The 25,598-nt window shown below is 61.0% G+C and carries 15 protein-coding genes and 1 pseudogene; 1 reads left to right on the forward strand and 15 read right to left on the reverse strand.

What is annotated here, in order from left to right:
- Positions 1-10: 10 nt before the first annotated feature.
- The 15 genes and pseudogenes from ACFPN2_RS23265 to ACFPN2_RS23335 form a co-directional block, all read right to left on the reverse strand.
- On the reverse strand, positions 11-919 hold the full coding sequence (locus ACFPN2_RS23265) for an alpha/beta hydrolase (RefSeq protein WP_380601064.1): 909 nt from the start codon (positions 917-919) through the stop codon (positions 11-13).
- 91 nt (positions 920-1,010) lie between these two features.
- Positions 1,011-3,044 carry a beta-galactosidase gene (locus ACFPN2_RS23270; protein WP_380601066.1) on the reverse strand — a complete coding sequence of 678 codons (2,034 nt, stop codon included), beginning with the start codon at positions 3,042-3,044 and terminating at the stop codon, positions 1,011-1,013.
- A gap of 17 nt (positions 3,045-3,061) precedes the next feature.
- On the reverse strand, positions 3,062-4,636 hold the full coding sequence (locus ACFPN2_RS23275) for a tannase/feruloyl esterase family alpha/beta hydrolase (protein WP_380601067.1): 1,575 nt from the start codon (positions 4,634-4,636) through the stop codon (positions 3,062-3,064).
- A 14-nt stretch (positions 4,637-4,650) separates the two neighbouring features.
- Positions 4,651-5,568, reverse strand: a complete 918-nt coding sequence (locus tag ACFPN2_RS23280) for an alpha/beta hydrolase (RefSeq protein WP_380601069.1) — start codon at positions 5,566-5,568, stop codon at positions 4,651-4,653.
- A gap of 42 nt (positions 5,569-5,610) precedes the next feature.
- The gene (locus ACFPN2_RS23285; protein WP_380601071.1) at positions 5,611-7,296 is read right to left on the reverse strand and encodes a GMC oxidoreductase; all 1,686 of its coding nucleotides are present in this window, start codon (positions 7,294-7,296) and stop codon (positions 5,611-5,613) included.
- Between the two features lie 14 nt (positions 7,297-7,310).
- Positions 7,311-7,910, reverse strand: coding sequence for a gluconate 2-dehydrogenase subunit 3 family protein (locus ACFPN2_RS23290; RefSeq protein WP_380601073.1), 600 nt, complete (start codon positions 7,908-7,910; stop codon positions 7,311-7,313).
- A 24-nt stretch (positions 7,911-7,934) separates the two neighbouring features.
- On the reverse strand, positions 7,935-8,819 hold the full coding sequence (locus ACFPN2_RS23295) for a ThuA domain-containing protein (protein WP_380601075.1): 885 nt from the start codon (positions 8,817-8,819) through the stop codon (positions 7,935-7,937).
- Positions 8,820-8,927: 108 nt separating this feature from the next.
- Positions 8,928-11,267, reverse strand: coding sequence for a glycosyl hydrolase (locus tag ACFPN2_RS23300; protein WP_380601077.1), 2,340 nt, complete (start codon positions 11,265-11,267; stop codon positions 8,928-8,930).
- Positions 11,268-11,312: 45 nt separating this feature from the next.
- The gene (locus ACFPN2_RS23305) at positions 11,313-14,738 is read right to left on the reverse strand and encodes a glycosyl hydrolase (RefSeq protein ID WP_380601078.1); all 3,426 of its coding nucleotides are present in this window, start codon (positions 14,736-14,738) and stop codon (positions 11,313-11,315) included.
- A gap of 124 nt (positions 14,739-14,862) precedes the next feature.
- The gene (locus tag ACFPN2_RS23310) at positions 14,863-16,146 is read right to left on the reverse strand and encodes a tannase/feruloyl esterase family alpha/beta hydrolase (protein WP_380601080.1); all 1,284 of its coding nucleotides are present in this window, start codon (positions 16,144-16,146) and stop codon (positions 14,863-14,865) included.
- 270 nt (positions 16,147-16,416) lie between these two features.
- Positions 16,417-17,604: a serine hydrolase domain-containing protein gene (locus ACFPN2_RS23315; protein WP_380601082.1), complete on the reverse strand. Its 1,188-nt coding sequence runs from the start codon at positions 17,602-17,604 to the stop codon at positions 16,417-16,419.
- 5 nt (positions 17,605-17,609) lie between these two features.
- Positions 17,610-20,300, reverse strand: coding sequence for a TonB-dependent receptor plug domain-containing protein (locus ACFPN2_RS23320; RefSeq protein WP_380601084.1), 2,691 nt, complete (start codon positions 20,298-20,300; stop codon positions 17,610-17,612).
- Positions 20,301-20,353: 53 nt separating this feature from the next.
- Positions 20,354-21,298 carry an alpha/beta hydrolase gene (locus ACFPN2_RS23325; protein WP_380601086.1) on the reverse strand — a complete coding sequence of 315 codons (945 nt, stop codon included), beginning with the start codon at positions 21,296-21,298 and terminating at the stop codon, positions 20,354-20,356.
- Between the two features lie 241 nt (positions 21,299-21,539).
- A complete protein-coding gene (locus ACFPN2_RS23330; protein WP_380602817.1) occupies positions 21,540-22,061 on the reverse strand; it encodes an AMP-binding enzyme in 522 nt (173 codons plus the stop codon).
- Between the two features lie 60 nt (positions 22,062-22,121).
- Positions 22,122-23,537: pseudogene (locus ACFPN2_RS23335) on the reverse strand (AMP-binding protein); the annotation flags it as partial.
- Between ACFPN2_RS23335 and ACFPN2_RS23340 the strand changes: the two are divergent.
- On the forward strand, positions 23,499-25,592 hold the full coding sequence (locus ACFPN2_RS23340) for a glycoside hydrolase family 3 C-terminal domain-containing protein (protein WP_380601087.1): 2,094 nt from the start codon (positions 23,499-23,501) through the stop codon (positions 25,590-25,592). The pseudogene ACFPN2_RS23335 and the gene ACFPN2_RS23340 sit on opposite strands and share 39 nt — an antisense overlap.
- Positions 25,593-25,598 lie beyond the last annotated feature (6 nt).

A 25,598-nucleotide genomic window follows, 5' to 3' on the forward strand; every position in this document is an offset into this window, starting at 1 on the left:
CGCGTGAAGCCTATTTCGCCGGCTTGGGTAAAAGCTGGGCGGCGTTTTGGAACGTTTTCGGCACCTTGCCTTCTTCGACCGTATGAATGGAAAGTTGCTGGCGTTCCTTGACCAGTTTCTGAAGGAAGGCCTTCATTTCATACATTGAGTCGATCGACGGAAAGGCTGCGATGATGTGGTCGCCTTGCGGATAGTCCACGAACCACTTGGGATAATCGGGGCCGGCGAACCTGCGGAAGTAGTAGACCGGGCCATAGCCGGAGAACGGTCCCTGGACCTCATCGTAGGTGACCAGCTGATCCTTCGCGCCATGGAAGAACATGATTGGCGCCGGCTTGTTCTTGAACAGCAGCGGCGTATTCGCCTTCAGCCAGAAGGCGCCAGCCATCGAGATGACCCCCGCGTAGCGGAAACCCGTGGGTAAATGATTCCGGGCCAGTTCGGTTTCGTTAGCGACATTGTATTCCGCGACCAGCGAGTCAGTAGCGCCCGAACTGCCGCCCATGAGGACGATCTGATCTTTGTCGATGTTCCACTCGTCAGCGCGCTTCAGGACGAGCGAGGTCGCGTCAAAGATGTCCTCGACGCCCCATTCGATGGCGCGCAGATACATCTGCGTCCCGTTTTCCGGCGTGAGCTCCTTCCGCTGCTTCGCGATCTTGATGCCAAGCCGGTAATCGATGGCGGCCACGGCATAGCCCATCGACGTGAACGATTCGATTGCGCCTTCGAGGCCTTGATCGTTCCGCGCCCCTCCTTCCCAACCTCCACCGAAGGAGAAGACGATCGCAGGGCGCTTGCCCGTCACCTTCACCGAGCTGTCGACGATAAGGTCGAGGAACAGCTGCTGACCCTCTTTGGTGGCGTAAAGATGTGAAGTTCTCTGCAGCGAGGAAGCAGCGGTGCTGGCTTTCGCCAACGCTGGGGCGGGACGCGCAAATGCGCAGGTCGATAACAAGGCCGCGATGACAGCGGCCGATGCGAGGCGTTTCATAGATTCTCCGAAGACGTCACTCGAGCAGGTCGACGCCGTAGCCTTCCAGACGCAACACGCCGTCCCACATCTTGCCGGACGTTCGCCCTTTGCGATGACCCGCGATTTGGACCGCGGCTGGCTCCGCACTCGTGTTGATATAAAGCGTACGACCCTCGACCTCGCGCGCGACGACGCCCTTGGGAGTGTCCGGCCCTCGGACGATGCCAAGTTGCTCGTAAAGGCTTCTGTACAAGGGCTTCATGACGCTCGGCTGCGCCGTCACCGCGACATAGATCGCCTGTCCCTTGCCGTAGCTGTTGACGGTAGCCACAGGCGGGCCGTCGAGGTTGGTGAAACGGCCCAGGACCCGAGCAGTCGAAGGTTCGAGCACCTCATAGTTGTTGATGGTCGTGCTGAAGGTGCTGCCCGCGATCGTGCCGGTCAGGAGTTCACTGCGTTTGTAGAATTCGCCGGTTCTGAGGCCGAACACATCGCTGAGGCCGCCGGGCAGCGCAGTGCCATACCATTGCCCGGTTGCATCCGCCTTGGCCGAATAAGCCGTCATGATCGCCGTACCGCCCTGCTTCACGAAATTACGAACTGCCTCGACCGAGGGTGGGTCCATCAAATATTCGCCAGCGATCACGAGCAACTTGTAACGTGAGAGATCCGATGCGCCGAGGTTGACGACCGCCGCATCGATATTGTCGTCGTAGATCGGGCCGAATGCGTTGAGCTTGTGTTCCATGTAGGGCGTTCGATAGTAGAGCTTCAACTCCTTGCGGTCCGCCAGGACCTTGGACTCGAATGAATAAGACAGCGCAATCTTCGGCTGCACCGGGCGAGGAAAGCCCAAAGATTCGAGTGTCTCGAATTCCGATGCGACGCGGCTGAGCTCAGCCAGCTTCCACGACGGCGTGCCGTCGTGATCGAGCAGCCCGAAATAGATCTGCTCCTCCGCCCCGAGATGCGAATTGAATGTCCAGGCCAGAAATCCCTGGCCGCCATAGGCCAGCCCCAAATAGACAATCATTCGCGATTTGCCTCGGGTGCCGTAGTCGCCGAAGAAGCCGGTCTGGAATTCGTTGAACCAGATCGGCGTCGGTAACTGGCCCTTCATCATCATGGCCAGGAACGCACCGTCGACCGGATCGCTCGAGTAATATCCAAACGCGCCATAGTTCTGGTAGTCGCTCTGGGTCGAGAGATAGTCGAAGCCGCGCCGGGAGGCGGCGTCGTAAAGGTTGGAGAGCGAGGGCTTGTCGGGCATGTTCGCTCGTCTGACAGCGTCGAGGTCGCGCAGCAGATCAATCGTCACCGAGGACCAGAAGCGACGCAGATCGAGATAACGCTCGCTCGGGCCGGGCCCGCTTGCATAGGGCAACTGAACCTGTTGCCAGTCGCTGACCGTACGGGACCAGCGCTGCCCCGCCCATGCCTTGTTCAAGGCGTCGAGATTGCCATAGCGCTTCTGCAGCCACGCGATGAAACGCTGGCGGGTCGCCGGAGAATACGAGAGATAACCGTTGCCGATCTCGTTGCTGTAACCGACGGCAATGACGGCCGGGTGGCGCGCATATCGTTTGGTCACCCGGTCCGCGAGCCGCAACTGCAGCCGGCGAAAATCAGGATCCGAGATATCGTCCATGTAGCGTTCGGCAGGATGGAGGGGCGTGCCGCTCTCGCCGATCAGCGTGATGCCGGGATAGGCTTGATGAGCCCAGAGCGGTGCCGGTGTCCCAGGGATGTCGAGAATGACCTTGATACCGGCGGCCGCCATCCGGTCCATCGCGAAATCGAATGGAGCAAAGTCGAATCTGCCATCGGCGGGCTCGAAATATTCCCAGGAAAGATCGCCCATGCGAACGACCTTGAGTCCCGCCTGCTTCATCACAGCGACATCGGAGATGATCTGCTCTTTCGAGCGGTCCACGGGCTGATAGCACGTGCCGATGAAAAGCTCGTGGGTGCCAAGCTGCGCCATGGTCGGAGGAGCGCCTTTTGTTTCTGCGGGCATCGCGGCGACGAGCAACGCAGCGGCGCTGAACAATGTTCCTAAGAGCTTCATCGCGTTCGGCCGCACGCTCAACGCGGCGCCTTGCAGTTGAAACTGGCAGCGTCGTTGCTCGAACCCGCGCCATCGTAATGCGCCGTCTTGGGCCACGCGCACAGCGGCCGGCTGAAGGGCTCGGCGCTGTCGGGCTTGATTGCGATCACGCGTTCCGGCGCCTTGCCCTGCTCGATCCACTGCTCGAGCTCCGGCTGCATGTCGAAGCTGGTCGCGCCGGGCCCACCCGCACAGTGCCCCATGCCCGGGACCATGAAGAGTCGCACGTGGTCATCCACGTTCGAGCCGACGCGTTTGCGTACGTCCTCGTAGTAGTTGATGGTATCCGTCGGTGCGATGATCGGATCGTCCCAGCCTTGATACATGATCAGCTTGCCGCCGCGACGGGTAAACGCCGTGAGATCGGCGCTGTTCACATTTACGATCGGCGCGATACGCTCGCGTCCCGATGGATAGTCACGGTCAAGCTTGAAGTCCGCGACGTTCCATTTCGGATCGTCGAACACCATCCAGCGATAAAATTCCTGGCCGAACGCGGCGGTCTGCGGAGTGGTGACCCACGCGGTCCAGTTGTTGGGAACGCCTTCGCTGCCGAGCGCAGGGCCGCTACTGATCCGCTCACCATTGCTCAGCCGCGGCCCGCCGTAGATCTTACGAAACGCTCCCGCTTCAGCGTTCGTCAGACAGATGGGCGCATCCGCGCCCTTGCACTGGAGCTCCGCTGGATCGAAACGACAGCGTTGTGGGTTGTCCACGATGCCGTCGTTCACACCGTCGAGCCGATCGCACTTCTTCATGATCGCGTCGTGCACGAGACCAAGCTTGGACTCCAGCGTGGGAGCGCCGCCGGGGCCGTGTACAGCCTGGTGATACCAAAGCAGCTGTGTGAGAACTTCGAGATAGCGGCGAGCCGGCGCCCCAGCGACTATGCCGTCGTAGTCTTCGGGATAGCGGCTGGCCGCCATGAGAGCGTCGCGGCCGCCGTTGGAGCAGCCGAGAAAATAAGATCGCTGGGTCGGGTTGTCGTAATACGCAGCGATGACTTGCTTCGCAACGACCGCAGCCAGATGGTTGCCGCGATAACCAAAGTCGACGACCTTCTCCGGCTGCTTGTGAACCCATGCCTCCAGGCCCGGCACGGGCTTGTGACCGACATCGGTCTGGACGGCGGCGTAGCCCTGCACGACCACCTTGTTGAGCAACTGTGCTCCACCCGGCGACAGGCCGCCGTCGAATCCGGCGCCGCCGAAACCAAACATTTTGTTGTTCCAATTCTCCGGCAGCCAGACCTCGACTTTGATATTCGAGCCTGGCTCGGGCTGCAGAAGCAGCCGCGCTCGGCACAGATTCGCTCCGGCCGTGGCGCCCGCGGTTTCGCCACCCACAACTGCCTGCCCCTGGCTGAAACTTTCCGCACCCTCGACGGTGCCCGATTCGACCTTCATACCGGCGAGGGCTGCGCAGGCGCTCGCCTTTGGCAAGGCAGAGCTAGTGGATCGCGCAGCCAGCGCTGTTTGTCCGGCTGCGGTAGCAAACACGAATCCGCCCGCGATGAAGACCCCGACCAGCGCACCCTTGGTACGCACTGACATTGCGTTTCGCGGGGTCATGGCACGCCCGCCTTCGTCAATCCGAGCGAGCCCAGCCAGTTGTAAAAATCCTCGATCCAGAAGTCGCTGCTCGTGCCGTGCTTGTTGAGACCGAAGCCATGACCGCCGTTGCGATACACGTGGAGCTCAGGATGCTGACCCGCGACGAGCAATGCATCGTAGAACGCACGAACAGGCTGGCGAACCAGATCGTCATTGCTTGCGTACGCGAGAAACACCGGAGGCATGTTGACAGGAATGCTCGGCAGCGTACCGAATGCCGCGCCATAGATCGGCGCAGCGAACGCCGGCCGCCCGTCCGCCGGCGCTTGCAACGCTGTCAGCGTCGTAACCATTGCACCCGCGGAGAAGCCCATGAAGCCGATGCGCTCCGGTGCGAGATGCCAGTCTTTCGCACGCTGCCGAACGAGCTTCAGCGCTTCGAGACCGTCGTTGATGCCAAGCCGCGCATCACTGTCGAGGTCGACCGGCTTGCCTGACTGTCCCATCAGCCACTTCGTGACTTCGCTCCGGAACTCGGCATCATCGGCCGGAGTCGGCACGAGTCGATACTTGAGCACGAACGCAGCGATGCCTCGAGCAGCCAGCCAGCGCGCCACGTCATGGCCTTCCGAATTCATGGAAAGAAAGCGAAATCCACCGCCCGGCGCGATGATCACACCCGTGCCCGTCGCCTTTGCGGCCGCAGGCAAGTACACGGCAAGCGTGGGACTGACCACGTTGCGAGCGATGATGTCGTTGCCGAACGGATTGCGCGACTCCTTCTCCACATGCCTTGCCTGCTCAGAGCCCGGCGCCACACCCGGCCAGAGCTTCAGTACTTCGCTTGGCTCGACAGGAACGCCATCATCCGCAGAGGCGGTGGCAACCCAGCACACTAACGCGAGAACGAACGCGCTGAACGTCTTCATCATCAGCATCTCCAAGTCACAATCCAACTAAAGCCAGGCATCGACTCATACGCGCCCCTCGCGCAAAAACTCCGCCGCATGGTGAGCTGCGCGGGCGCTCAGCGCCATATACGTCAATGACGGATTCTGGCAGCCGCCAGAGGCCATCGCCGCACCGTCTGTGATAAACAAATTACGAACGTCATGAGCCTGATTGTATTTGTTGAGCACGGACTTTCTTGGATCCTTGCCCATGCACGCCGTTCCCATCTCGTGGATGCCCAAACCCGGCGCGCCCGGAGCCGTGGCGGCCATCACCACCTTACCCCCCGCGGCTTCCACCATCGCCTTGGCATCCGCAGCGATATGTTTGGCCATGGCCTGCTCGTTGGGACCGAGTGAACAATCGATGTGGACCAACGGTATCCCCCACTGGTCCGTGCGAGTTGGATGCAAGGTGACGCGATTATTTGGATCCGGCAGCATTTCGCCAAACCCGCTGACAAAGAGGAGCCACGGCCCGAGCTTGCGCGTGCGCTCCTTGAGTTCACTGCCGATGCCAGGGCCGGACAGCGCAGCGGAGCGCCAACCCATGCGCATAGCCCCTCCCTGATAGCCATACCCGCGCACGAATTCATCAGACCCGGTGAGATTACGAAAGCGCGGGATATAAAAACCCGTCGGCCGTCTGCCGTGATAGAAGGTGTTCGGGCCTTGAGGCAACACGCCTGCCGCCGTCATTCCGTACACGTGGTCCATCAGGTTGCGGCCGACCATACCCGATGAATTCCCGAGGCCCTGCGGCTGGGCTTCCGACTTGGAGTTGAGCAGGATCTGAGCGGTTGCGATCGCCGAGGCGCAGCAGAAGATCACCTTGGCTTCGTAAGTGCGCCCTTGTTTCGTGTTTGCATCGATGACTCGAACGCCAGTCGCCCTACCGCTCTTCGGATCGTGAATGATGCTGTGAGCGATCGCATCGGTGACGATCGTGAGATTGCCGGTGCGCTCGGCCGCTGGCAGAGACGAGCTCAAGCTCGAGTGATATGCGCCGTAGCTGCAGCCACGTTCGCAAAACGATCGGTTCTGGCACGTGGCGCGGCCCAGCCCCTCATGATGCGGTTGTGCTTGAGAGAGATTCGCTGTTCGACCCGGGATCACGCGTCGCCCGGCAAACGACTTCTCGACCGCTTGCTTGAACTGCAACTCGGCGTCGTTGAGCGCGAACGGCGGCAGGAATTCACCATCGGGAAGTTGCGCCAGCCCCTCCTTGGTTCCAGACACACCGATGAAGCGCTCGACATGGCTGTACCAGGGCGCGAGATCCGCATACCGGATCGGCCAGTCCGCGCCATGGCCGTCCTTCGCATTGGCCTCGAAATCCATCTCGCTGAGACGATACGACTGTCGTCCCCACATGATGGAACGACCGCCGAGATGATAACCCCGGATCCAATGAAAGGGCTTGTCGTCCGGGAAGGTGTAGGGATGTTCGGTGTCCTTCACCCAGTACTGCCGCGTCGCTTCAGTCAGCGCGTAGCACTTGCTTTGAATCGGGTAGTCTCGCGCCAGCTCCTCTTCCGGCATCAGATTGGCATTGGGAATCTGCCAAGGCTGCATCCAATCGGTGTAGGACGCACGATGCTCGAGTTTCCGTCCACGCTCGATCACGAGTGTCTTGAGTCCTCGCTCGCACAATTCCTTCGCGGCGATACCGCCGCTCATCCCGGAGCCGATGACGATTGCATCAAACATAGGAAGCGCTCCGATCAAAGACTGCTCAGGCCGCCGACGTTGCGGGTTTCGGGCGTGACCGGCACCGAGGGCCGCCATGCCCCTGGCGTATGCTCATAGACGAGCTCATGAGTCAGTGCGCTTTCGGAAAGATAGAAGAGCATGACGATGAGCTCCTTCAGCTTTGCGTACGCCGGATCCGCGTATTTCGGAATGAGAGGCGACGAATTGTTCTGGGCCGGCTGCAGCGCCGCCGCGTCATGTGCTGCGAGCAACTCATGCCGCTCTCCCGGCGTCAGCTCAGTAAAACTCCGCCCTCGCTTTTGTTTCGCAAGCTGGTCGATCTTGTCGAAAGCCTCAATGAGATCCGCACGCCGCGCGGGCGATGCCCAGGTGCCAAGCATGGCTGCGAAGGTTTGTGGCACCCCTGCCTCCACCGCGCCCGGAGTGTCTGTCTTGGGGATGATCGTATCTGCCACGGCCGTGATCAGCGCAAGCTCTCTCGGCCCGATCCTGGTCTTTGCAGGCGTCGAATCCGCGTGCGCCTGATCGCCCAGCGGAAGCAGGCTTGCCCCTACCAATAGCAGCGCTCTCTGCAAGAGCTCGCGCCGATCCATACCTGAGATTCCGGCCATTCTCATCCCCCGTTGAATCGTCGCTCAAGGCGCGGAGGCGTCAGTCGCCGACGCGACCTCGCACTCACTGCCCTCGCGTCGTAGCGCCCACTTCACCGCACCGAGCAACATGGCGGCATACTGCGGCTCTGAGTACGCCTCGGCCCGATGGCCAAGGGCCGAATAAAACACTCGGCCTCGGCCAACACAGTGCCACCATATGATCGGATGGTCCTCGCCCATCGAGAGATCTTTGCCGAACAGACCTTTGGGCGCGTAGCTCTTCTCATCCAGCGTCGCAAGAATGTTGTAACTCGTACCCCGAGGGGACTTCTCGAACGAATACCATTCATCGGTTCGTAACCACTCAGCCGGCATCTCACGAGTGGCTGCATGGGACCTGTCTTCGATGCGGACCTTCGCTGGTTGAAACTGCGGGAACATCGGATGACCTTTGAACTGGGCGCCGATCACATCCTCGACATACCAACGCCAGTTGTAAGTCATGTCGCCACCGCTGCCGTGAACGCCGACGAAGCCGGCCCCCACCCGCAGAAACTGCTCGAATGCCGCCCTTTGCTCGGCGGTGAACACATCGCCACTGACGTTGTTGAACACAACCGCATCGAAACGGGAAAGATCGTCTCGATTGAAGACCGCGCCATTCTCCGTTTGGAAATACCCCCAGCCCTGGTCGGTTGCGAATTTTGCGAACAGCGCGTTCGCGGCCGGAATGGCCTCCTCATGCCGAAAGCCGTTGGTTTTCGAGAACACCAGAATCGCGGGTCGTTGGATGCGGTCGGGAAGCCGCGGCGGAGTAGTCTCGTAGACCTTTACGCCCCCAAGCGCCACGCGTTGATAATTTCGAACGACAAAGATCGCGAGGAGCGCCAGCAGCACTACGGCACTCCAACCCAGGATACGTTTCATTGGCCAGCTTCCCCCGTTCGCGACATCCCAACAAAACTGTTACGAGCAGTCAAGCTTGTTTGTCATCTACAAACGCAGGACGGGCGCACGCCGGGCGCGCTCGAGCGACTAGAGCTTCCCGACGATCGCGACAGATGAGACCGCGGGAACCGATAGACGAAACTCCGTCACCGTCCCGCCCGACATGGATCGATACTTGATGCCTGAGACATCCGTGACCTTGCCGTCGTGAGGATTCCACAACTGCAGCCGACTCAGCCGACCGCGCAAGCTCACGATCGTCTCGACCGGCGTGTCACTGGAATTACCAAAATAATAGATATCCTTCCCGTCTCGCTGACGGTGGATATACCCGAAGACGCCGTTGCCACTGCTCGGCGTGGGATTGTCGTGGAACGCGACGTCTGGATGGAGCTCGAGACGATCGAAAGTCGCCGCCAACAGGGCGGCGCTCGGTTGCGCAAGGAACACCGCCTGCCCGCCTGCCGTGTTGCGCCTGATTTCCGGCTCCCTTGCGTCGCCCGGCGTGTCTCCAAAGATCGCCGCAACGAGTTCCTTCACTCGCGCGTCGGCGCCGAACTCGGCGGACCGCTTCGGCAGCAGTGACGTGGCAACGACCGTTCCACCCGCATCGTAGAATGCCTTGATCTTCTCGAGCGCTGCGACGGAAAGCACCTCGCCTCCAGGCAGGATCACGACGCGATAGGACTCACGATTCATCTTGTTCTGCATGACCAGCTCGTTCCCGCGGACCTGGAGCTTGTCACCGCCGAGCGCGTCCGGGTGAACGAACGTAAAGTCACGATGCAGCTCGCTGTGAAGCATCTCGCCGACGGCCTGGTAATCCGCATCGCGATAGGCATGGACGCCCGCAGGCAGCCCGGCCGAATTGCCAGGCGCATTGAACGAATAGAAAGCCTGCAAGGATTCGATCGGAAACACGATCGCGATGTCGGCGACGTGCTTTCCTCCTTGTAATAGATAGGAGCTCCGCCCCGCCCATCGATTGAGCTCGGCCCCCGTTCCTCGCGGCTTCGAGGGCTGACGCGCGCCGGTAATAAAATGATTGAAGCCGCGCGTGTAGAGCTCGATCATCCGACGGTAGCCATTCGCATCGTTGTTGACGCTGAATGCTTCTGCCGCCGTCAAAGGTAGATCGCGCTGGGCGGACACGGAGCTGATCAGCTTGAAGCCGCCACGCGCAAACCCGATTCCCCACAAGACATCCGCCATGGGCATGTCGGTGTAAGCATAGAACTTGAACGGGTCGCCGATCGTGTCGGTGGGCTGCAGGTCATAGTTGCCCGGAGCGTGGCCGGTCGACTTCACCCCGTGCGCGTGTGCCCAGTCGGTAATGAGCTTTGGAAACGTCTCACCCAGCAGCTCCGCACGCGCTTTGAAGAAGCCGACGCGTGCCGCGGCGGTATCCGGACCGATGTCGTCCCAAAGCGCCGGATAGTAAAGCGTCGCCGGCTGACCCGTGATCTTCTCGAAACGCTCGGCAACGGCGGGATGCCAGGTTTTCTCATCGGAATAAATACCGACATCATCGAAGAACGTATAACGAATCGTCGACCCGAAGAACTCGGACAACCCGCGATGCGCGCGATCATAGACATTCTCGATAAACCATCGTGACGCATCGGGATCGAGGTAGTCCGCGGTACCGTAATAATCTGGGCCCAATGGCTTGGCCGTGGATGTGCCGATGTAGTAGCTCTGCACGCGCCAGTTCCCCTTGGGCGCGATCCACAGGATCCTGTCGTTGGCTGCCTGAGAGAGAAGATCAACCCGCTTGCCGGTCGTGCTGTCTAACGCAACGACCGCGAACGGACGCGTGTCTGCAGAAAATTCGACGACGAAGGTCTGGCTCGGCGAAATCGTGACCTCTTCTCGGCGGATCAATTTTCGATAGAGGCGCGCCGGGATCGTGTGATCGGCACTGCCGCTGGGAAAACCTGCCTCGTCGTAAAAGGTTGCGAACCGACCATTGCGCTTTGCGACCTCGAGCAGCTCTCGCATGGCCGCGAACCATTCCGGAGTCATATACCCCAAGTTGGGTCCCGGCCCCGGGCCGGCTCTGCCATCGGCCAGATAGCTTCCAAAGCGTGCCTCGCCCGGCAGGGCCTTCGGCAGCCAAGGCGTTGCGTTCTGCGGATAAGCATCGAGCAAACCCAGCTGCGCGGCCGCGATGCCCGCCGCGTCGAGCGCCTTGCGTCGCGTCGGATCGCCTTGCGGGCTGATCATGATGCTGCCCGCATCGAGATCGTAAATCGCACGTCGTGCCGCTTCGCCCAGCGGCGCCGCGTAGCCGGCACCTTCTTCCGTCGTCACCGTCGGCCGATAGGTCGCAGGCGGATCTGCAAATTTACGCGGCTCCAGACTCTGCGCGTTCGCACCAAGCGCCGCCAATTGGCAACCCAGCAGGGTCGTCAGAACCGACAACATCCGTCGCATCAATCTACCTCTCGAAACATGCCGGTCCGCGCGCGATCACGGCGCCAGCAGGCGCACAGGTCCGATGAGGCCGGACGGACGCAACGGCGCATCGGGACGGTACGTGGGTACCGTGGTGAACGCCACCTTCTTGGTGTTCGGTTGGGCGTCGCCGATAAGGCGGTTGGCCCAAAGGTTCGCTACCTTCACTTCCAACTCGTTGGCGCCGGCGCGAACAGACTTGCCGATATCGAGTTGATACGGCGCGTGCCAAACTGTGCCGATCAGCTGGCCGTTTACGCGCACCTCCGCGACGTCGCCGATGTTCCCGAGATCCAGCATGACGGACTGGCCGCGTTTGACTCCCTTCGGCAGAGCAAATCGCTTCGTGTACGTCGCGATGCCAGAGAAGTACTTGATGCCGGGATCCGAGTGTTCAGAGAGCGAGGCCAGCGATGCCAGTTTCACACCGCCGGGCGCACCGCGGCCTGGCTGAAAGCTCACGTTCCAATCCCCCTCGATCGTCAGCAGCGGCTCGTGATTCGTCTTCGCGAACGTCGCACTCGTTTGCGTCGTGGGCTTTCTAAACACGACGAAGAAACTATCCTCGGCGGTCATCTCCAGCGACACGATGGTCACGCCATTATCGATCCGATATGACAGCGGCTCGACACCGCCCGTGTCCGCGCGCCAGAGCTGCGGCGCTTTACCGGTCACCCGGAAGCGTGCCTCGATGCGCTCCGCGCGATTAACGCGATTGTTGACGAAATAAACATCGCCATCGTCGAGCTTGCGATGCAGGAACAGCACTTCGCTGTCGCTGGCCGGCTTGTCATAGCTGAAATCGGGCGGGACGCCGAGCGAGGCAAGCACCGCTTCAACGTCGGTGTTCGCGATCACCCGCCCTCGCCCGACTTGCGTCGTCGCGCTGCCCGACCAAAGTTTCTTGACGAGCGCTGCATATTCAGCCGCTTCGTCCTTCAGGCTCGGTGAACCATTCGGCGCCGTGCCTACGACGGTCGCCCCGCCTTCGGCCAAAGCAGCCAAACGTCGCAACACTGGCAGCGTCATCTTCTCGCTAGTGCCGCCGAGATAGATGACGCGATAGCGCGCCCCGCTCGGCGCGGTCACTTCCCCGCCCTCGACTCGTAACAGATTGAGTATTGCCTCCGCGTTGATGAGATCGTAGTTGTAGCGGGTCGGCAGCTGTTTCGAGAATGCCTGATAGCTATGCTGAATCCAGGACGCGTCCTCGCCATAGAAGTACGCGACATCGGCCACGGTACGCCCCTGCTGCAACATATATGAGTTGCGCGAGAGGTAGTCGACCCAGGGCTTGGCCATTTCCGCCCAGGTCTCGTGCCGCGTGAAGTACTGACCGAACACCAGCAACGACAGTCCAGGCTGCTTGTCGTCGACCGGTTGATGGACCGAAGTGTGAATGACCGGACGGTTGATGCCGGTCACAAACTCCAGATCGATGACCCGTCGCAGATCGGCGGGCGCATGTCCCCAAGGCGCCAGCGCCGAGGTCATGGACTCAGCTGCGACGATCTTCTGTCCGTAGAGGTTCGCGGTCGAAGCCGCTCCTTTCATGTCGGCTCGATACGATGAGCTCGCGCCCGTTTCCCGACCGAACGTCCACAGTGCGGCCATGGGATAGTCCGCGTACCTGCGCATGTCGATATCGTCGCCGAGCGTGGGACGAAACCCCTCGAGCGATTCACCGTAGACTTTCAGACCGTGCTCATGCGCGACTTTGGCCACGGTGCCGTAATGTTCGGACGCGATGAGCTCCGTCAACGTGCGGCGGAAATCGTAAAGAAACGCATCGCTCTCGCGTCGCGACCCGACGATCGTCCCTACCAGGGCAGGTAGATAGGGCGTGGGATCGTAGCCGCGCCGGGTCTTGAACTGCTCAATCAACTTGGGCGTCCAGTTCGAGGCGCCCACCTCGATGCTATCGGTAAGGAGCGCACGCACGCCGCGCTCGCCCATGAACCCGGCGCCGACGGTATCCTTGTACATGCCCAGGTACTCTTCCATGTAGTCGCGTACGGCATTCGCGTCGTACTTGTCGACTTCCAGTCCCGTCGCCTCGGCACTGGCTGGATGATTCGTCTTGCCGGTCAGCGAATAGCCCAGCCGGACGATGCGCCAGTTGCCTTTGGGAGGCGTCCAATCGAGCGTACCGTCGGCCTTCATGCGCGCCGTCAGATCGATGACATCCTTGAGCGCGACCCCGTTCCGATCGGGACCGACATTCGCGTCGAGCGAGTAGTAATCGTCGCTGATCGAGAATCCCGCCTTGGCCTCGAACATGTTGATCTTCGCCTCACCGAAGAGCTGTAGCTGCGCGATCTTCAAGCTCGCCGGTGGCTTGAAGATAGCAGCGAGCGCTGAGGGATCGGCGCCAGCGACCGGGTTGAAGGGCGGAGCTAATTTGGGAGGAACTGCGAATACCACTCGGAAAGCGCGAGCGGCGGTTGGAGCAAAACTAACGGTGGTGGGAACCGTGCTGAGGGCGATATCCGCAAGCTTGCGCCACTGCTTCCCATCGTCGCTTGCTTCCAGGTGCGGCGGCACGCCCCCGTGCCCGCCGATGCTCGGCGTGGCGCCGTCGAAGAACAGACGCGCGCTGCTCACCGTTTGTGGCTCGTCGAAATCGATCGAAAGAACCACGGGTCGCTCCGCCGATGCGGAGCCTACCTCCACGGCCGTGGTCAACTTGTCATCGATCAAAGCAGAAACATCGAGCGCCTGGCCATTCCAGGACACCCGAGGCGTCGGCAGTTTCGCCGCCGCCGGCACCGGATACGCGAGCACCGCGATATCGCCATAGTGCACGGGCGGCACGAATGGCTTATTTCCCGTCGCGCCAGCGAGTATGTCCGAGCCTGTACCCAAATCGAGAAACGGACCGCTTGCATTCGGTGGCGCGGGAAGCTTGATCGACGTTCGCTTCGCACCGCTGACCTCGATCTCACTCCATACCAGCTTCTTCATGCCGTCTTCGGCTTTGACCCACGGCCCGCCGGTCTCGGACCAACCTGGGGATGCGGCAATCGCCATCTCCAAATCGAGGCGGTCTGCGGTTTGGGCAGCGAAACGAAACGCATCCTTCCATTCCGGCGTCATGTACACGAGCCGTTGCGGAACGATCTGTGGTGTTGTGAGGTTCGCGTCGAAATTCTGCAGACCGCCGATGCCGACGCGCTTCATCCACTCCAGATCCTTGACGATGCCATCCTTCGTGACATTGCCATTCATCCAGTGCCACCAAACGCGCGGGCGTGCGCTCGGCGGCGGGTTCGCGAATTCCGACGCAAGACTGTCGGCCGCCGCGGCCGCCTGGCTCTGAGCCTGAGCGGAATCCGCGAGGATCACGTTGGCGAGTAGCGTCGCTGCGAAACACGACAGTACGCACCGATTCAAGTATGCCGAGGCACGCTGACCTGCAAGCGTCACATTCTCGTCCTTCACTCATCCCCCCAAAGCGATCTGCCCTTGGATACCGGATCCTAAGTTACCATCAATCGTGCTTGCAAATGGCACGTAGCCGCCGGCCGCGCAACCATTGCGAAGCGCGGCGGCTTGCATCGATGCGTCATTCACTGCAAGTGAAGTTGGCCGCGTCATCAGTCGAGCCGGAACCGTTGTAATGCGCCGTCTTGGGCCACGGGCACAACGGACGAGCGAGTGTCGGTGGCGACCCCGGCTGCACAGCGATGACTCTATTCGGCGCTTGCCCCTGTTCAACCCAGGCTTCCAGGTGGGGCACCATATCGAAGCTCGTCGCTCCGCTGCCGCCCTCGCAATGCCCCATTCCCGGAACCATGAACAGCCGCGCATTCTTCTGCAGCGTCGGACCGACATAGCTGCGGGTCGCTTCGTAATATCGAACGGTGTTGGCGGCCGGAATCAACGGGTCACTCCAGCCGTGATAAAGGATCAACTTGCCGCCGCGCTGAGTGAAAGCGCTGATGTCAGGATTGCCGGAGTCCACGAACGGCTCCACGCGTGTGCGCGAGTCGGGATAATTGCTGTCGAGGTTGAAACCGACCGCGCTCCACAAGGGATTGTTATAAACCATCCAACGGTAATACTCCTGGCCTCCCACCAGACTGAAGAGCGGCCCTCCGAGCACCCAGGCAATGCCTTCGCTTCCCACCGCGGGACCAGGAATGAGCCGTTCGCCGTTGGCAAGCCGCGGCCCATCGTAGATCTTGCGGAGCACGCTGACTTCGTTCCTGCTCAGACAGAAGGGAGTGTCGAGCAACTGGCACTGGATCGATGCGGGATCGAAGTGACATTGTTGCGGATTCTCGAGCACATTGTCCTGCACGCCGTCGAGCGTATCGCACTGCTGAAGAACCGCACTGTTGACCGTTCCCAGCTTTAGATTGAGGAGCGGCGCGCCCGCCAGGGTTTGATTGTTCCAGATGAGCTGCGTCATCAGCTCACCGAAGTCCATGGGAGGGGCACCCGCGATCACGCCATCGTAATCATTCGGATACCGGCTGACTTCCGCGAGCGCCTCGCGCCCACCGCCGGAACAACCTTGAAAATACGCGCGCTGCGCCGGGCTGCCGTAGTAAGCGCTGATGACCTGTTTCGTGGTGACCGCGACGAGATGATTGGCGCGATGACCGAAGTCGATCACCTTCTCCGGTTGATTGTAGGCCCACTGGGCGGTTGCACCGGTCGCATGTCCGAGATCGCTGGTGGCGGCAGCGTAGCCTCGGCCAGCACTCTTGATGAGCGGATCCATCGATGAGCCCAATCCGCCGGAAAAACCTCCGCCGCCATGAGTGAACAACTTTCCGTTCCACGCTTCTGGCAACCACACTTCGACATTGATGTCCGAACTCGATGTCGGCTGCAGTCGCATGCGTGCGCGGCAAAGATCAACCGGTGCAGTTGGACCCAATAGCTGCATGGATTGGCCTTGGGTGAATCGGTCGGCAGCCGTTACGGTGCCGGAGTCAACCTGCGTTCCAACCAGCGCCGCGCAATCGCTGGCGTCAGGCGGTGCGGTCTGAGCATTGACAGTTGTGACCAGTCCCCCTGCGATGAAGATGGCGGCGCACGCGCCGCTCCTCATGTTCGACCTTGCGGTTCGAAGCCTCATCTCTTCTCTCCTTCTGGTTCGAGCTTTGGTTCATCTCTCCGTCTTACACGCTCGCATGACAATCTCTTCGTAATCGAACGCATCGGGCGAAGCTGCGCCGCCAGCGGTCGTCAGGTTGATCATGAACACGGCGGTGAGCTGATGCGCGGGATCGACCCAAAAATGCGTGCCGTACGCTCCGCTCCAACCATAGGCACCCGCAGGCAGCGGTGACTTCAACGCCGCAGGATCGACCACGCGGCGCATTCCCAATCCCCAGCCCAGACCTGCGGGAAGCCCCGGAAAACCGCCGGCGAGTTGTTCTTTGGAGATTTCCTCCACAGCGGCGGTGCTCAGGATGCGCACGGACCCATAGGAGCCGCCGCCTGCAAGCATCTGTGCGAACTTGATGTAGTCGGCACCCGTGGAATACAGGCCCGCGCCGCCCGCGGGATATTTCACATCGGCGAGCAATGAACTCGCTGCTTTGAAGGTGCCGCCCGCCGGTTTGTAGAGCCCGACCAGGCGGGCTTGCTGTGAAGCGTCCAGAACATAGCCGGTGTCCTTCATGCCCAGCGGATCGAACAGCCGACGCTTGAGGAAATGATCGTAAGACTCGCCCGAAACCACTTCGACGACGCGTGCAAGAATGTCGAATCCGTCGAGGCCGCTGTATTGCCACTTCTGTCCGGGCGGATCACCGGGTCCGTCGCTGACGATCTCGTCGATTCGAGCCTTGAGATTGTCTTCGATGAAAAACATCGAGCCGAAGCCGAGCCCCGCGGTGTGAGTCAGCAGGTGCCGGAGCGTGATGGGCGTTGGGTCTTGCGGATGCTTCGCGCCAAAACCGACGAATTGCGGCACATAGCGGCTCACCGGTTCGTCCAGCGAGACTTTCTTGTCGTCGACCAGAATCATGACCGCAACTGTCGTCACGGGCTTGGTCATCGACATCATGCGAAAGATCGAATCCGCTCGCATGGGTGTGTGACTTTCGGCGTTAGCCTCGCCCACCGCGCCTTCGTGTAGCACCTGGTCGGGATTCGCGACGAGGAAGACAGCGCCGGGGTAACGACCTGCTTTGACTCGCGACTCGATGACGACATCGAGATCCTGCAACTCGTCGAGCTCGGACGCAGCGAACGTTTCAAGCGCCGGGGGCGCCGGCGCTGACGAACAAGCCGTCAGCGCCAGGATGCAGACCATGGCCAGCAGGGTCGGCTTCATTGCAGTCGTCATGGAAATCAGAACTGCTTGCGCACACCCAACAGGAACAGGCGACCCAGCGTGGATCCGTTCGTATAACCGGACAGCCCGCCATCGCCGGCGCCATAGAACGGAGGATCCTCATCCAGGGCGTTTTCCACGTTGAGCGTGAACGACAGATCCTTCGTCAAACCCTCGCCCCACAGGTCATACTTGAAAAACAGATCCAACGTATCGAACGAGTCGACGCTGGTCTGACTTCCGAATCGAGGTGTCACGAGAGCCGGGGTCAAGCCGTAACCGTCGGAATGGTTCCAGGCTGCGGAGGCGGTGAAGTTACCCACCTGCCCGCCGATGGATACGACATACGCGAGATCGCTCCCGCCCGGAGAGTCGAGGACATCGATGAACTGCGCTCCGCGAATGGACGCCACATCTCTACTCAACGTGTGCGTGCCCGCGACACCAACGTAGTAGCGGCCGGAGCCAATGTCGAAGTTGTACTTCACATTGAAGTCGATGCCGTCTTGCTTGACCTCGCCGAGATTCTGGCGACGGAAGTCGAGCAATGCATATGGGCCGTAAGTCGCGGTGTAGAGCGATGCCAGCGGCGGGCCGAGGTACGGCACCGAACCAAGGCGCGCCTGCACTTGATCAAGCGTCGGATTCATAATGGCGTATTGCGCATACGCCGGCGAATAGATTTGCTGCGTCAACGGAGGCAGCGCGATCTGATTCGTCAGCTGGATGTTGTAATACGTTGCGCTGAACGAGAGACCTTCGAGGAATGGCGCGTCGATGTCGATGCCGAGAGACCATGTGTCGGCCTCTTGCGGTCCGAGTTCCGAGTTGCCGCCGACGAGCACCACCAGTTGCTGAGCCGGATCTGTCAGAGGGACATTGGGATTCAGACTGGCAACGGCCGGGAGAGTGAACGACCGCGTATCCGGTGCATTCGTATCCGCAAGGCTCGGGGCGTTGAATGACTTGCCTTTGTTGCCGCGGAGGGTGATCCAATCCAAGGGTTGATAGGTGAGTCCGAATTTCGGATTGGTGGTGTCGCCGAAATCGGAATAATCGTCATAGCGGGCCGACGCCGACAGTGTCAGCGATTTAACGCCCGTGAAGGCATTCGGATCGCCGACGATGGGGATGACCAGTTCCGCGAATCCCGATTTGACGTTCCGATCCGCGTCGACCGGCACCGCCGATCCTTCCGTTCCCGGTGTGAAGTAGCCGAACACCACGTCACTCAAGCTCTCCTTGATGTATTCGGCGCCGGCGGCGAGACGAACGCTGCCACCCGGAAGATCGAACAGTGAACCGTCGACGATGGCTCGAGCGTTGATCAATTCCTGCACACCGTGGCCGACGAAATTCTGGAACACACCGTTCAGCGCCGCAGGATTGGTTGCCTGTACGTTGTATGGATTGAGCGCGCCCGTAGCGATCGCCAGCAACTGAGGCGTGGCATTGATCTGCTGCTGCCAGATATCTGTCGTGCTCTCGCCATAGCTGCCCAGCACGCGCAGCTGCCAATCGCCGCCGATGTCCGCCGTCAATGTCGGGGTGATCTGAAATTCTTCGAGATCGTTGAGCTGTCGCGTGTCGACCAGGCCACCGTAGTTGAACGCCACACGCTGCACGCCAACGTCACCTGCGACGGGCGTGTAGCCCGGGAAGACGACACCGCCGAAATTCCTGCAGTTGACCGCGCCCACCGCAGGCGAACAAATCACCACCGTCTGCCCTGCCCCACCCGAGCCTGCGTTTTCCGGATCCGACTGACCTTCGCTCTCTCGTTTCGTGTAGAACGCGCGCACGTCCAGCGTGATTGCATCGCCCAGCTGTTGAGTCAATCCACCGAAGACTGAGTGACGGGTCTGCGAGGGAACCATCGTCGCGTCGTCGGTGCTGTCGCAATCGGCAAGCGGACCGGCTACGAGGCCAGGCATGGGGTACGCCGTTGTGCCGACAAACACCGTACCCGCGCCACAATGCCCTGTATTTGGAGCCGTCTGCCGCACGAAATCGCGGTCGCGCCCGAAGATGTCGTCATTCTCCGCGTACACATAGGACAGATAACCCGAGCCCGAATCCCAGCTCGTGCCCGCGGTCAGGTTCAAATCCGTGGTGTAGTAGTTATCGCCGGTGCCGTAGTGACCCGCAATCTCGAAACCCTCCACGCTCTTGCGCGTGATGAAGTTGATAACGCCGCCCACCGCATCGGAGCCGTACAGCGACGACCCGCCGTCCGGAACGATTTCCACTCGTTCGAGCACGCCCGGCGGAATCACATCGGGATCGGGGGACGTCGAAAGAACGCCGGCATTGGTAATGCGATGACCATCCATGAGCACCAGGGTCGTGGCGCCGCCAGCAGCCCCCAGGTTGCGAAGATTCGGCGCCAGATTGTTGATACCGAACTGGCTGGTCTGCACGGCGCGGACCTGATTGAAATTGCTGCTCACCTGCGGAATCGTGGCAAGCACTTCGTTGGCATTCGTCGCGCCCGTGGCAATGACTTCATCGCGCGTGAGCGGCACGACGTTCGTGCCCGTGGGCGCGGCATTGCGAATGAATGTGCCGGTGACGATGATCTCTTCGAGTTGTTCGACCTGCGCACCACCGGACGGGCTTTGCGCATCCTGCGCCTGCGCGGCACTTGCGCCCAGCATGACCAACGCGCCACGGCCGAGTAGCGCACGAACGGACGTACTGATATTCATGAATACCCCACTGAGAAAATTCTATTGCTCCGACGCTGCGGAGTGCCGGGAAGCTATCGAGCCTGCGAGGTTCGCTCGCCAGAGATGAGTGCGTGGGCAGTCAGCCACGCTTCGAAGGCGTCGGTCCATTTGGCCGATGCGGTCTTCGGCTTGCCGAGGCCGAAGCCGTGACCGCCGTTTTCATAGATGTGCAGTTCCACCGGCAGCTTTGCCGTCTGCCATGCTTGGAAGATGGCCGTGCTCTTGCTCGCCGCCACCGTGTCATCGTCGGCTGCCACGGCGATGAACAACGGCGGGCTGTCCTTGGACGGCGAATGGCTCGATGACATGGCGCCGTAGATGGGTGCGGCGAAATTCGGCCGGGAGGCCGCGTCACCCTCCAGAACGGCGCTCATCGTAGTAATCGCGCCGGCGGAGAAACCCATCATGCCGAGGCGATCGGGCGACACTCCATATTTCTTGCCATTGGAGCGAATCACACGAACCGCCTGCATCGCATCCTCAGCTGCAATCCGTTTCCGAGGTTCGAACACCTTCATGGCGGCGTCGAAGCGCTCGGCAGGCGGCGTTTTGGCAAAGATCTCGGTGATCTTCGCCGTCATCGTCTCGTCACCGTCGTGAATCCGATATTTCAGCACGAAGGCAGTGACACCGCGCTCCGCGAGCCATCGAGCCACTTCCGTTCCTTCAAGATCCCAGGCGAGAGCGCCGAAGGCACCGCCCGGCAAAACGATCATTCCCGCACCGCTGGCACGACCAGCGGCGGGACGAACGACGGTCAGCGTCGGCTCTGTGACATTTTTGATGATCTGGATGGCGCGACCGCCCGCCGGCGATTGCATCTGTTCGGTGGTCTCGGGCTTCGACCATTGTTCGGTGCCCGGAGCCTTGCCCGGCCAGAGCTTCACGATTTCTTCCGCCGCGGATGACTCCGTTGTGTGCGCCGAAATTGCCAAGGCGAGGACGGCCACCGCGGTGGCAATGCCTGAACGCGTCATATCGATTCCCCCTCCGAGCACATACTTGTCCGGTCCACTGTCGCGCAGACGCCTCATCGAGGCGTGCAGCGGCAACCCAGCGATTCCTTTCGACCGATCATAAATGCAAGCAGTGTTGATTGTAAATGATCAAATCTGCTCGCCACTCATCTAAAAAGCAGGATTGCTTGATTGTAATTGACGGAACCGGCGTCACTCCGGGGAGCCGGTGAGCGTTTCTGCTCTTCTGCTGGCCAGGGCGTTACTGCTTTGCCAGTTCTTCTTCGGTCCACTCCTGAGCGCCTCGCTCATTGCGTGCACGTCGCTCCGCTTCCAGTTTTCTGAGCTCGGCACGCCTCACTTTGCCGGACACGGTTTTCGGCAGCTCACAGAACTCGATTCGCCGGATGCGCTTGAAGGGACCCAAGCGCTCCCGGGCGTGAGCCAGAATGGATTTGGCCGTGGCGGCCGTGGCGGGAGCGCCCGGGCGCAACGAAACGAACGCCTTCGGCACGGATAGCCGTACCGAATCGGGCGATGGCACGACACCGGCCTCAGCGACCGCATCGTGCTCGATCAAGATGCTTTCGAGCTCAAAGGGGCTGATGCGGTAGTCGGAAGACTTGAAGACGTCATCGGCCCGACCGACGTAGGTAAACACGCCGCTCTCATCGACCACCGCAGTATCGCCTGTCCGGTACCACTCGCCTGCAATCGGCTCGATGCCGCACTCTCTACCATAGCCCTGCATCAAGCCCACCGGCCGCTGCGCGCCGAGGCTCATGGTAATTTCACCGTCGCGGCATTCCTGCCCGTCCGCATCTCGAAGCGGTATCACGAAGCCCGGCATGACACGCCCCATCGAGCCCGGGACGACCGGTTGCCCGGGCGTGTTGGCGATCATGATGCTCGTCTCTGTCTGACCATAACCATCGCGAATCGTGAGACCCCAATGGTCGCGCACCTGCTCGATGACTTCCGGGTTCAGCGGCTCGCCCGCACTCACCAGCTCGCGCAGCGAAGTCCGCCATTGTGAGAGGTCGTGTTGAATCATGAACCGCCACACAGTGGGAGGCGCGCAGAAGGTGGTCACCTCCTCGCGTACGAGGGCGTCGAGAATGCCTTTTGCATCGAACCGAGGTTGGTTGACGATGAGCACCGTAGCCTCGGCGAGCCAAGGCGCAAAGAAGCAGCTATAGGCGTGCTTGGCCCAGCCCGGCGAGGAAATATTGAGATGCACATCGCCCGGCTGGAGACCGATCCAGTACAGGGTCGATAGATGCCCGAGCGGATAAGACACATGGCTGTGGAGTACCAGCTTCGGCTTCGCCGTGGTGCCCGACGTAAAGTAGAGCAACAAAGGATCGGAACCGCGCGTGGGCTCATCCGCCGCGAACGTTTCAGGCATCGCCTCCGAGAGCGATAAGCTCCGCCAGCCACGCTGCCGCTGACCGACGACGATGCCGATCCACTCCCCGGCGAGTGAGTCGAAGTTCGGAACACACTCCTGCGCGGCGATAACAGCTTTGACATTGCCGCGAGCCAATCGATCTTGCAGATCGTCGCGACTGAGCAGTGTCGTGGTCGGCACGATCACCGCGCCCAGCTTCATGGCGCCAAGCATGCATTCCCACAGCTCGACGCAGTTGCCGAGCATCAGCAACACCCGATCGCCGCGACCGATCCCTGAATCCTTGAGCAGGTTCGCCACTTGATTCGAGCGTCGCGACAAGACGGAGAAGCTGTAGTCACGCGCGACGCTGCCGGCGTCGCAGATTCTGAGCGCGGTCCGATCAGCCGCTTCGGCAATACGATCGAACCAGTCGAGCGCGAAATTGAAATGCTCCAGCCGCGGCCAGCGGAACTCGCGGCAGGCGGCCTGATAGTCGAGCCGATGCTGGATCAGCAGATCGCGCGCTTGCCGCAGCGACTCATGTGACGAACCCGGCGACGCGTGCATTCGCATACCCCTCTCCCCTTCGGCCCGATCTGGCTTTGTGTCGTCGACGGGCACCTTAGCCTTTACGCTATTTACAAGCAATATTGCTTGTTTGTTTGTCGCGATCGAGTATGCTGCCGGGCAGCCGTTTGCAGCAGCAGAAGCGCAATGTTCCGAGACAATCCAGAAGGGACGAGCAAGATCGCCGATAAGGCGCACGTGTACGATTCGTCGTCGGCGGCAGACCAATGCGTTGAACGAGCGAACGCGCTGATCGCACGCATGACACTCGCCGAAAAGATCTCTCTCCTCAGCAGTCATTGCCCGCTGTTTTCACCGCTGGCGCAGCGGTACAACATGCCGCTCGCAACCGGCTTCAACCCTGGCATTCCACGCCTGAACATCCCGGCGCTGCGGATGACCGACTCCGGCCTCGGCGTGGCGAACGTCCTGAACAAGCGCGAAGGCGACACAGCCACGGCATTACCTTCCGCCCTCTCCACGGCCGCTACCTTCGATAGCTCGATCGCGCGTGCTGGAGGCGCAATGGTCGGCGCAGAAGCACGAGCCAAGACATTCAATGTTTTGCTCGCGGGCGCCGCGAATATCATCAGGGATCCCTGGGCCGGGCGTAACTTCGAGTATCTCGGCGAGGATCCTTTGCTCGTGGGAACACTCGCGGGCGCTGCCATCCAGGGCGTACAGAGCAATCGAATCGCCTCGACGGCCAAACACTTCGTGCTGAATCCGCAGGAGACGGGACGCATGATCATGGATGCGCGCATCGATCCCGCAGCGCTACGCGAGAGCGACTTGCTCGCCTTCGAGATCGCAATCGAGCTCGGACAGCCGGCTTCCGTCATGGGTCCCTACAACAAGATCAATGGCGAATTCGGCTGCGAGAGCGATGAGCTGCTGAATGGCGTGCTCAAGCGAGATTGGGGCTTTCGCGGCTGGGTCATGTCCGATTGGGGCTCCACTCACTCCACCGAGAAGGCGGCATTGGCCGGGCTCGACCAGGAATCGGGCATGGAATTCGATGTCATGTTGAACGGTGCGATCTTCTTCACCGACCGGTTGCTCGACGCCGTGCGCGAGCACCGGGTGCCGGCCGCACGACTGGACGACATGGTTCGCCGAGTTCTGATTGGAATGATCGATAAAGGTTTGTTCGACCATCCGGTGCCGAGCCATCCGCAGCCTATCGATATGCAATCGCATGCGCTTGTCGCGCAGCGCGTGGCCGAAGCCGGCACGGTGTTGTTACGTAATGAACGAAACATGTTGCCGTTGAGCGCCGCAGTGAAGAGCATCGTCGTCATCGGGGGGCACGCGGATATCGGCGTGCTCTCAGGCGGTGGCTCCTCGCAGGTGCGATCGGTTGGCGGCGCGCCCATCGAGATCGGACTCGAGTCTGGAGACGCGGCGCTGTTCGCGCGACAGACTTGGCATGCATCGTCCCCACTGCAAGCCATCAAGGCGCTCGCCAGTGGCGCCGACGTTTCTTTCCTGGACGGGACCGACAGAGCGCTCGCGGCCAAGGCGGCGCACGCCGCAGATATGGCCGTCGTGTTCGCGACTCACTGGCGAACCGAGGGCGTGGATCTTCAGAGCCTGTCTCTGACGGACGATCAGGACGAGCTCATCGAGACTGTGGCCGCTGCCAATCCACGAACCGTCGTTGTTCTGGAAACTGGCGGGCCGGTGCTGATGCCGTGGATGGACCGAGTGTCCGCGGTGCTGGCGGCGTGGTATCCAGGTCAGCGCGGCGGCGAAGCGATCGCAAACATCCTGTTTGGCAAGGTCAATCCTTCCGGACGGTTGCCCATCACGTTCCCAGCCACAGCGACACAAGCACCTCGCCCAGAGCCCGGCGGATTGGAACAGCTGCGAGCGCGCGATGCGGCTCGCGAGGCCGGCGATGAGAAAGTGAGGATCGCTCCCTTCAGCGTGGTCTATCATGAGGGCGCGAACGTAGGCTATCGCTGGTACGAGATCAAAAAGCAGAAACCTCTGTTCGCCTTTGGATTCGGACTCTCATACACGACCTTCAGCTACTCAAACCTCGCTGCCATCGGCGGCAGCGCTCCGCGAGTCACTCTGGACATCACGAACACCGGCCCGGTCGCGGGCGCCGACGTCCCCCAGATCTATGTGCGCGCAACCGGCGCGGACGGCACCACAACCTGGCGACTGGCCGGTTTCGCTCGAATCGAGATCGATCCCGGCGTGACCAGGCGTGTCGTCATACCGCTCGAGCCGCGCACCTACGCTCGCTGGGACGAGGCATCACGCAAATGGATATTTGCCAGCGACGAATTGCAGATCGCCGTTGGACGCTCGGCCACCGATCTTGTGCTCAGGAGCACGATGTAAACAGCT

This window comes from Steroidobacter flavus (genome assembly GCF_042651805.1).
In the GTDB taxonomy this organism is placed as follows: Bacteria; Pseudomonadota; Gammaproteobacteria; order Steroidobacterales; family Steroidobacteraceae; genus Steroidobacter; species Steroidobacter flavus.

What these genes read in the sequence shown, in the direction of transcription:
- ACFPN2_RS23325 (WP_380601086.1), bottom strand. Translation starts at nt 21,298, where the DNA reads ATGACGCGTTCAGGCATTGCCACCGCGGTGGCCGTCCTCGCCTTGGCA.
- ACFPN2_RS23295 (WP_380601075.1), bottom strand. Translation starts at nt 8,819, where the DNA reads ATGAAACGTATCCTGGGTTGGAGTGCCGTAGTGCTGCTGGCGCTCCTC.
- ACFPN2_RS23290 (WP_380601073.1), bottom strand. Translation starts at nt 7,910, where the DNA reads ATGGCCGGAATCTCAGGTATGGATCGGCGCGAGCTCTTGCAGAGAGCG.
- ACFPN2_RS23280 (WP_380601069.1), bottom strand. Translation starts at nt 5,568, where the DNA reads ATGATGAAGACGTTCAGCGCGTTCGTTCTCGCGTTAGTGTGCTGGGTT.
- ACFPN2_RS23340 (WP_380601087.1), top strand. Translation starts at nt 23,499, where the DNA reads ATGACACTCGCCGAAAAGATCTCTCTCCTCAGCAGTCATTGCCCGCTG.
- ACFPN2_RS23315 (WP_380601082.1), bottom strand. Translation starts at nt 17,604, where the DNA reads ATGACGACTGCAATGAAGCCGACCCTGCTGGCCATGGTCTGCATCCTG.
- ACFPN2_RS23300 (WP_380601077.1), bottom strand. Translation starts at nt 11,267, where the DNA reads ATGTTGTCGGTTCTGACGACCCTGCTGGGTTGCCAATTGGCGGCGCTT.
- ACFPN2_RS23275 (WP_380601067.1), bottom strand. Translation starts at nt 4,636, where the DNA reads ATGTCAGTGCGTACCAAGGGTGCGCTGGTCGGGGTCTTCATCGCGGGC.
- ACFPN2_RS23285 (WP_380601071.1), bottom strand. Translation starts at nt 7,296, where the DNA reads ATGTTTGATGCAATCGTCATCGGCTCCGGGATGAGCGGCGGTATCGCC.
- ACFPN2_RS23320 (WP_380601084.1), bottom strand. Translation starts at nt 20,300, where the DNA reads ATGAATATCAGTACGTCCGTTCGTGCGCTACTCGGCCGTGGCGCGTTG.
- ACFPN2_RS23310 (WP_380601080.1), bottom strand. Translation starts at nt 16,146, where the DNA reads ATGCGACTGCAGCCGACATCGAGTTCGGACATCAATGTCGAAGTGTGG.
- ACFPN2_RS23270 (WP_380601066.1), bottom strand. Translation starts at nt 3,044, where the DNA reads ATGAAGCTCTTAGGAACATTGTTCAGCGCCGCTGCGTTGCTCGTCGCC.
- ACFPN2_RS23330 (WP_380602817.1), bottom strand. Translation starts at nt 22,061, where the DNA reads ATGAGCCTCGGCGCGCAGCGGCCGGTGGGCTTGATGCAGGGCTATGGT.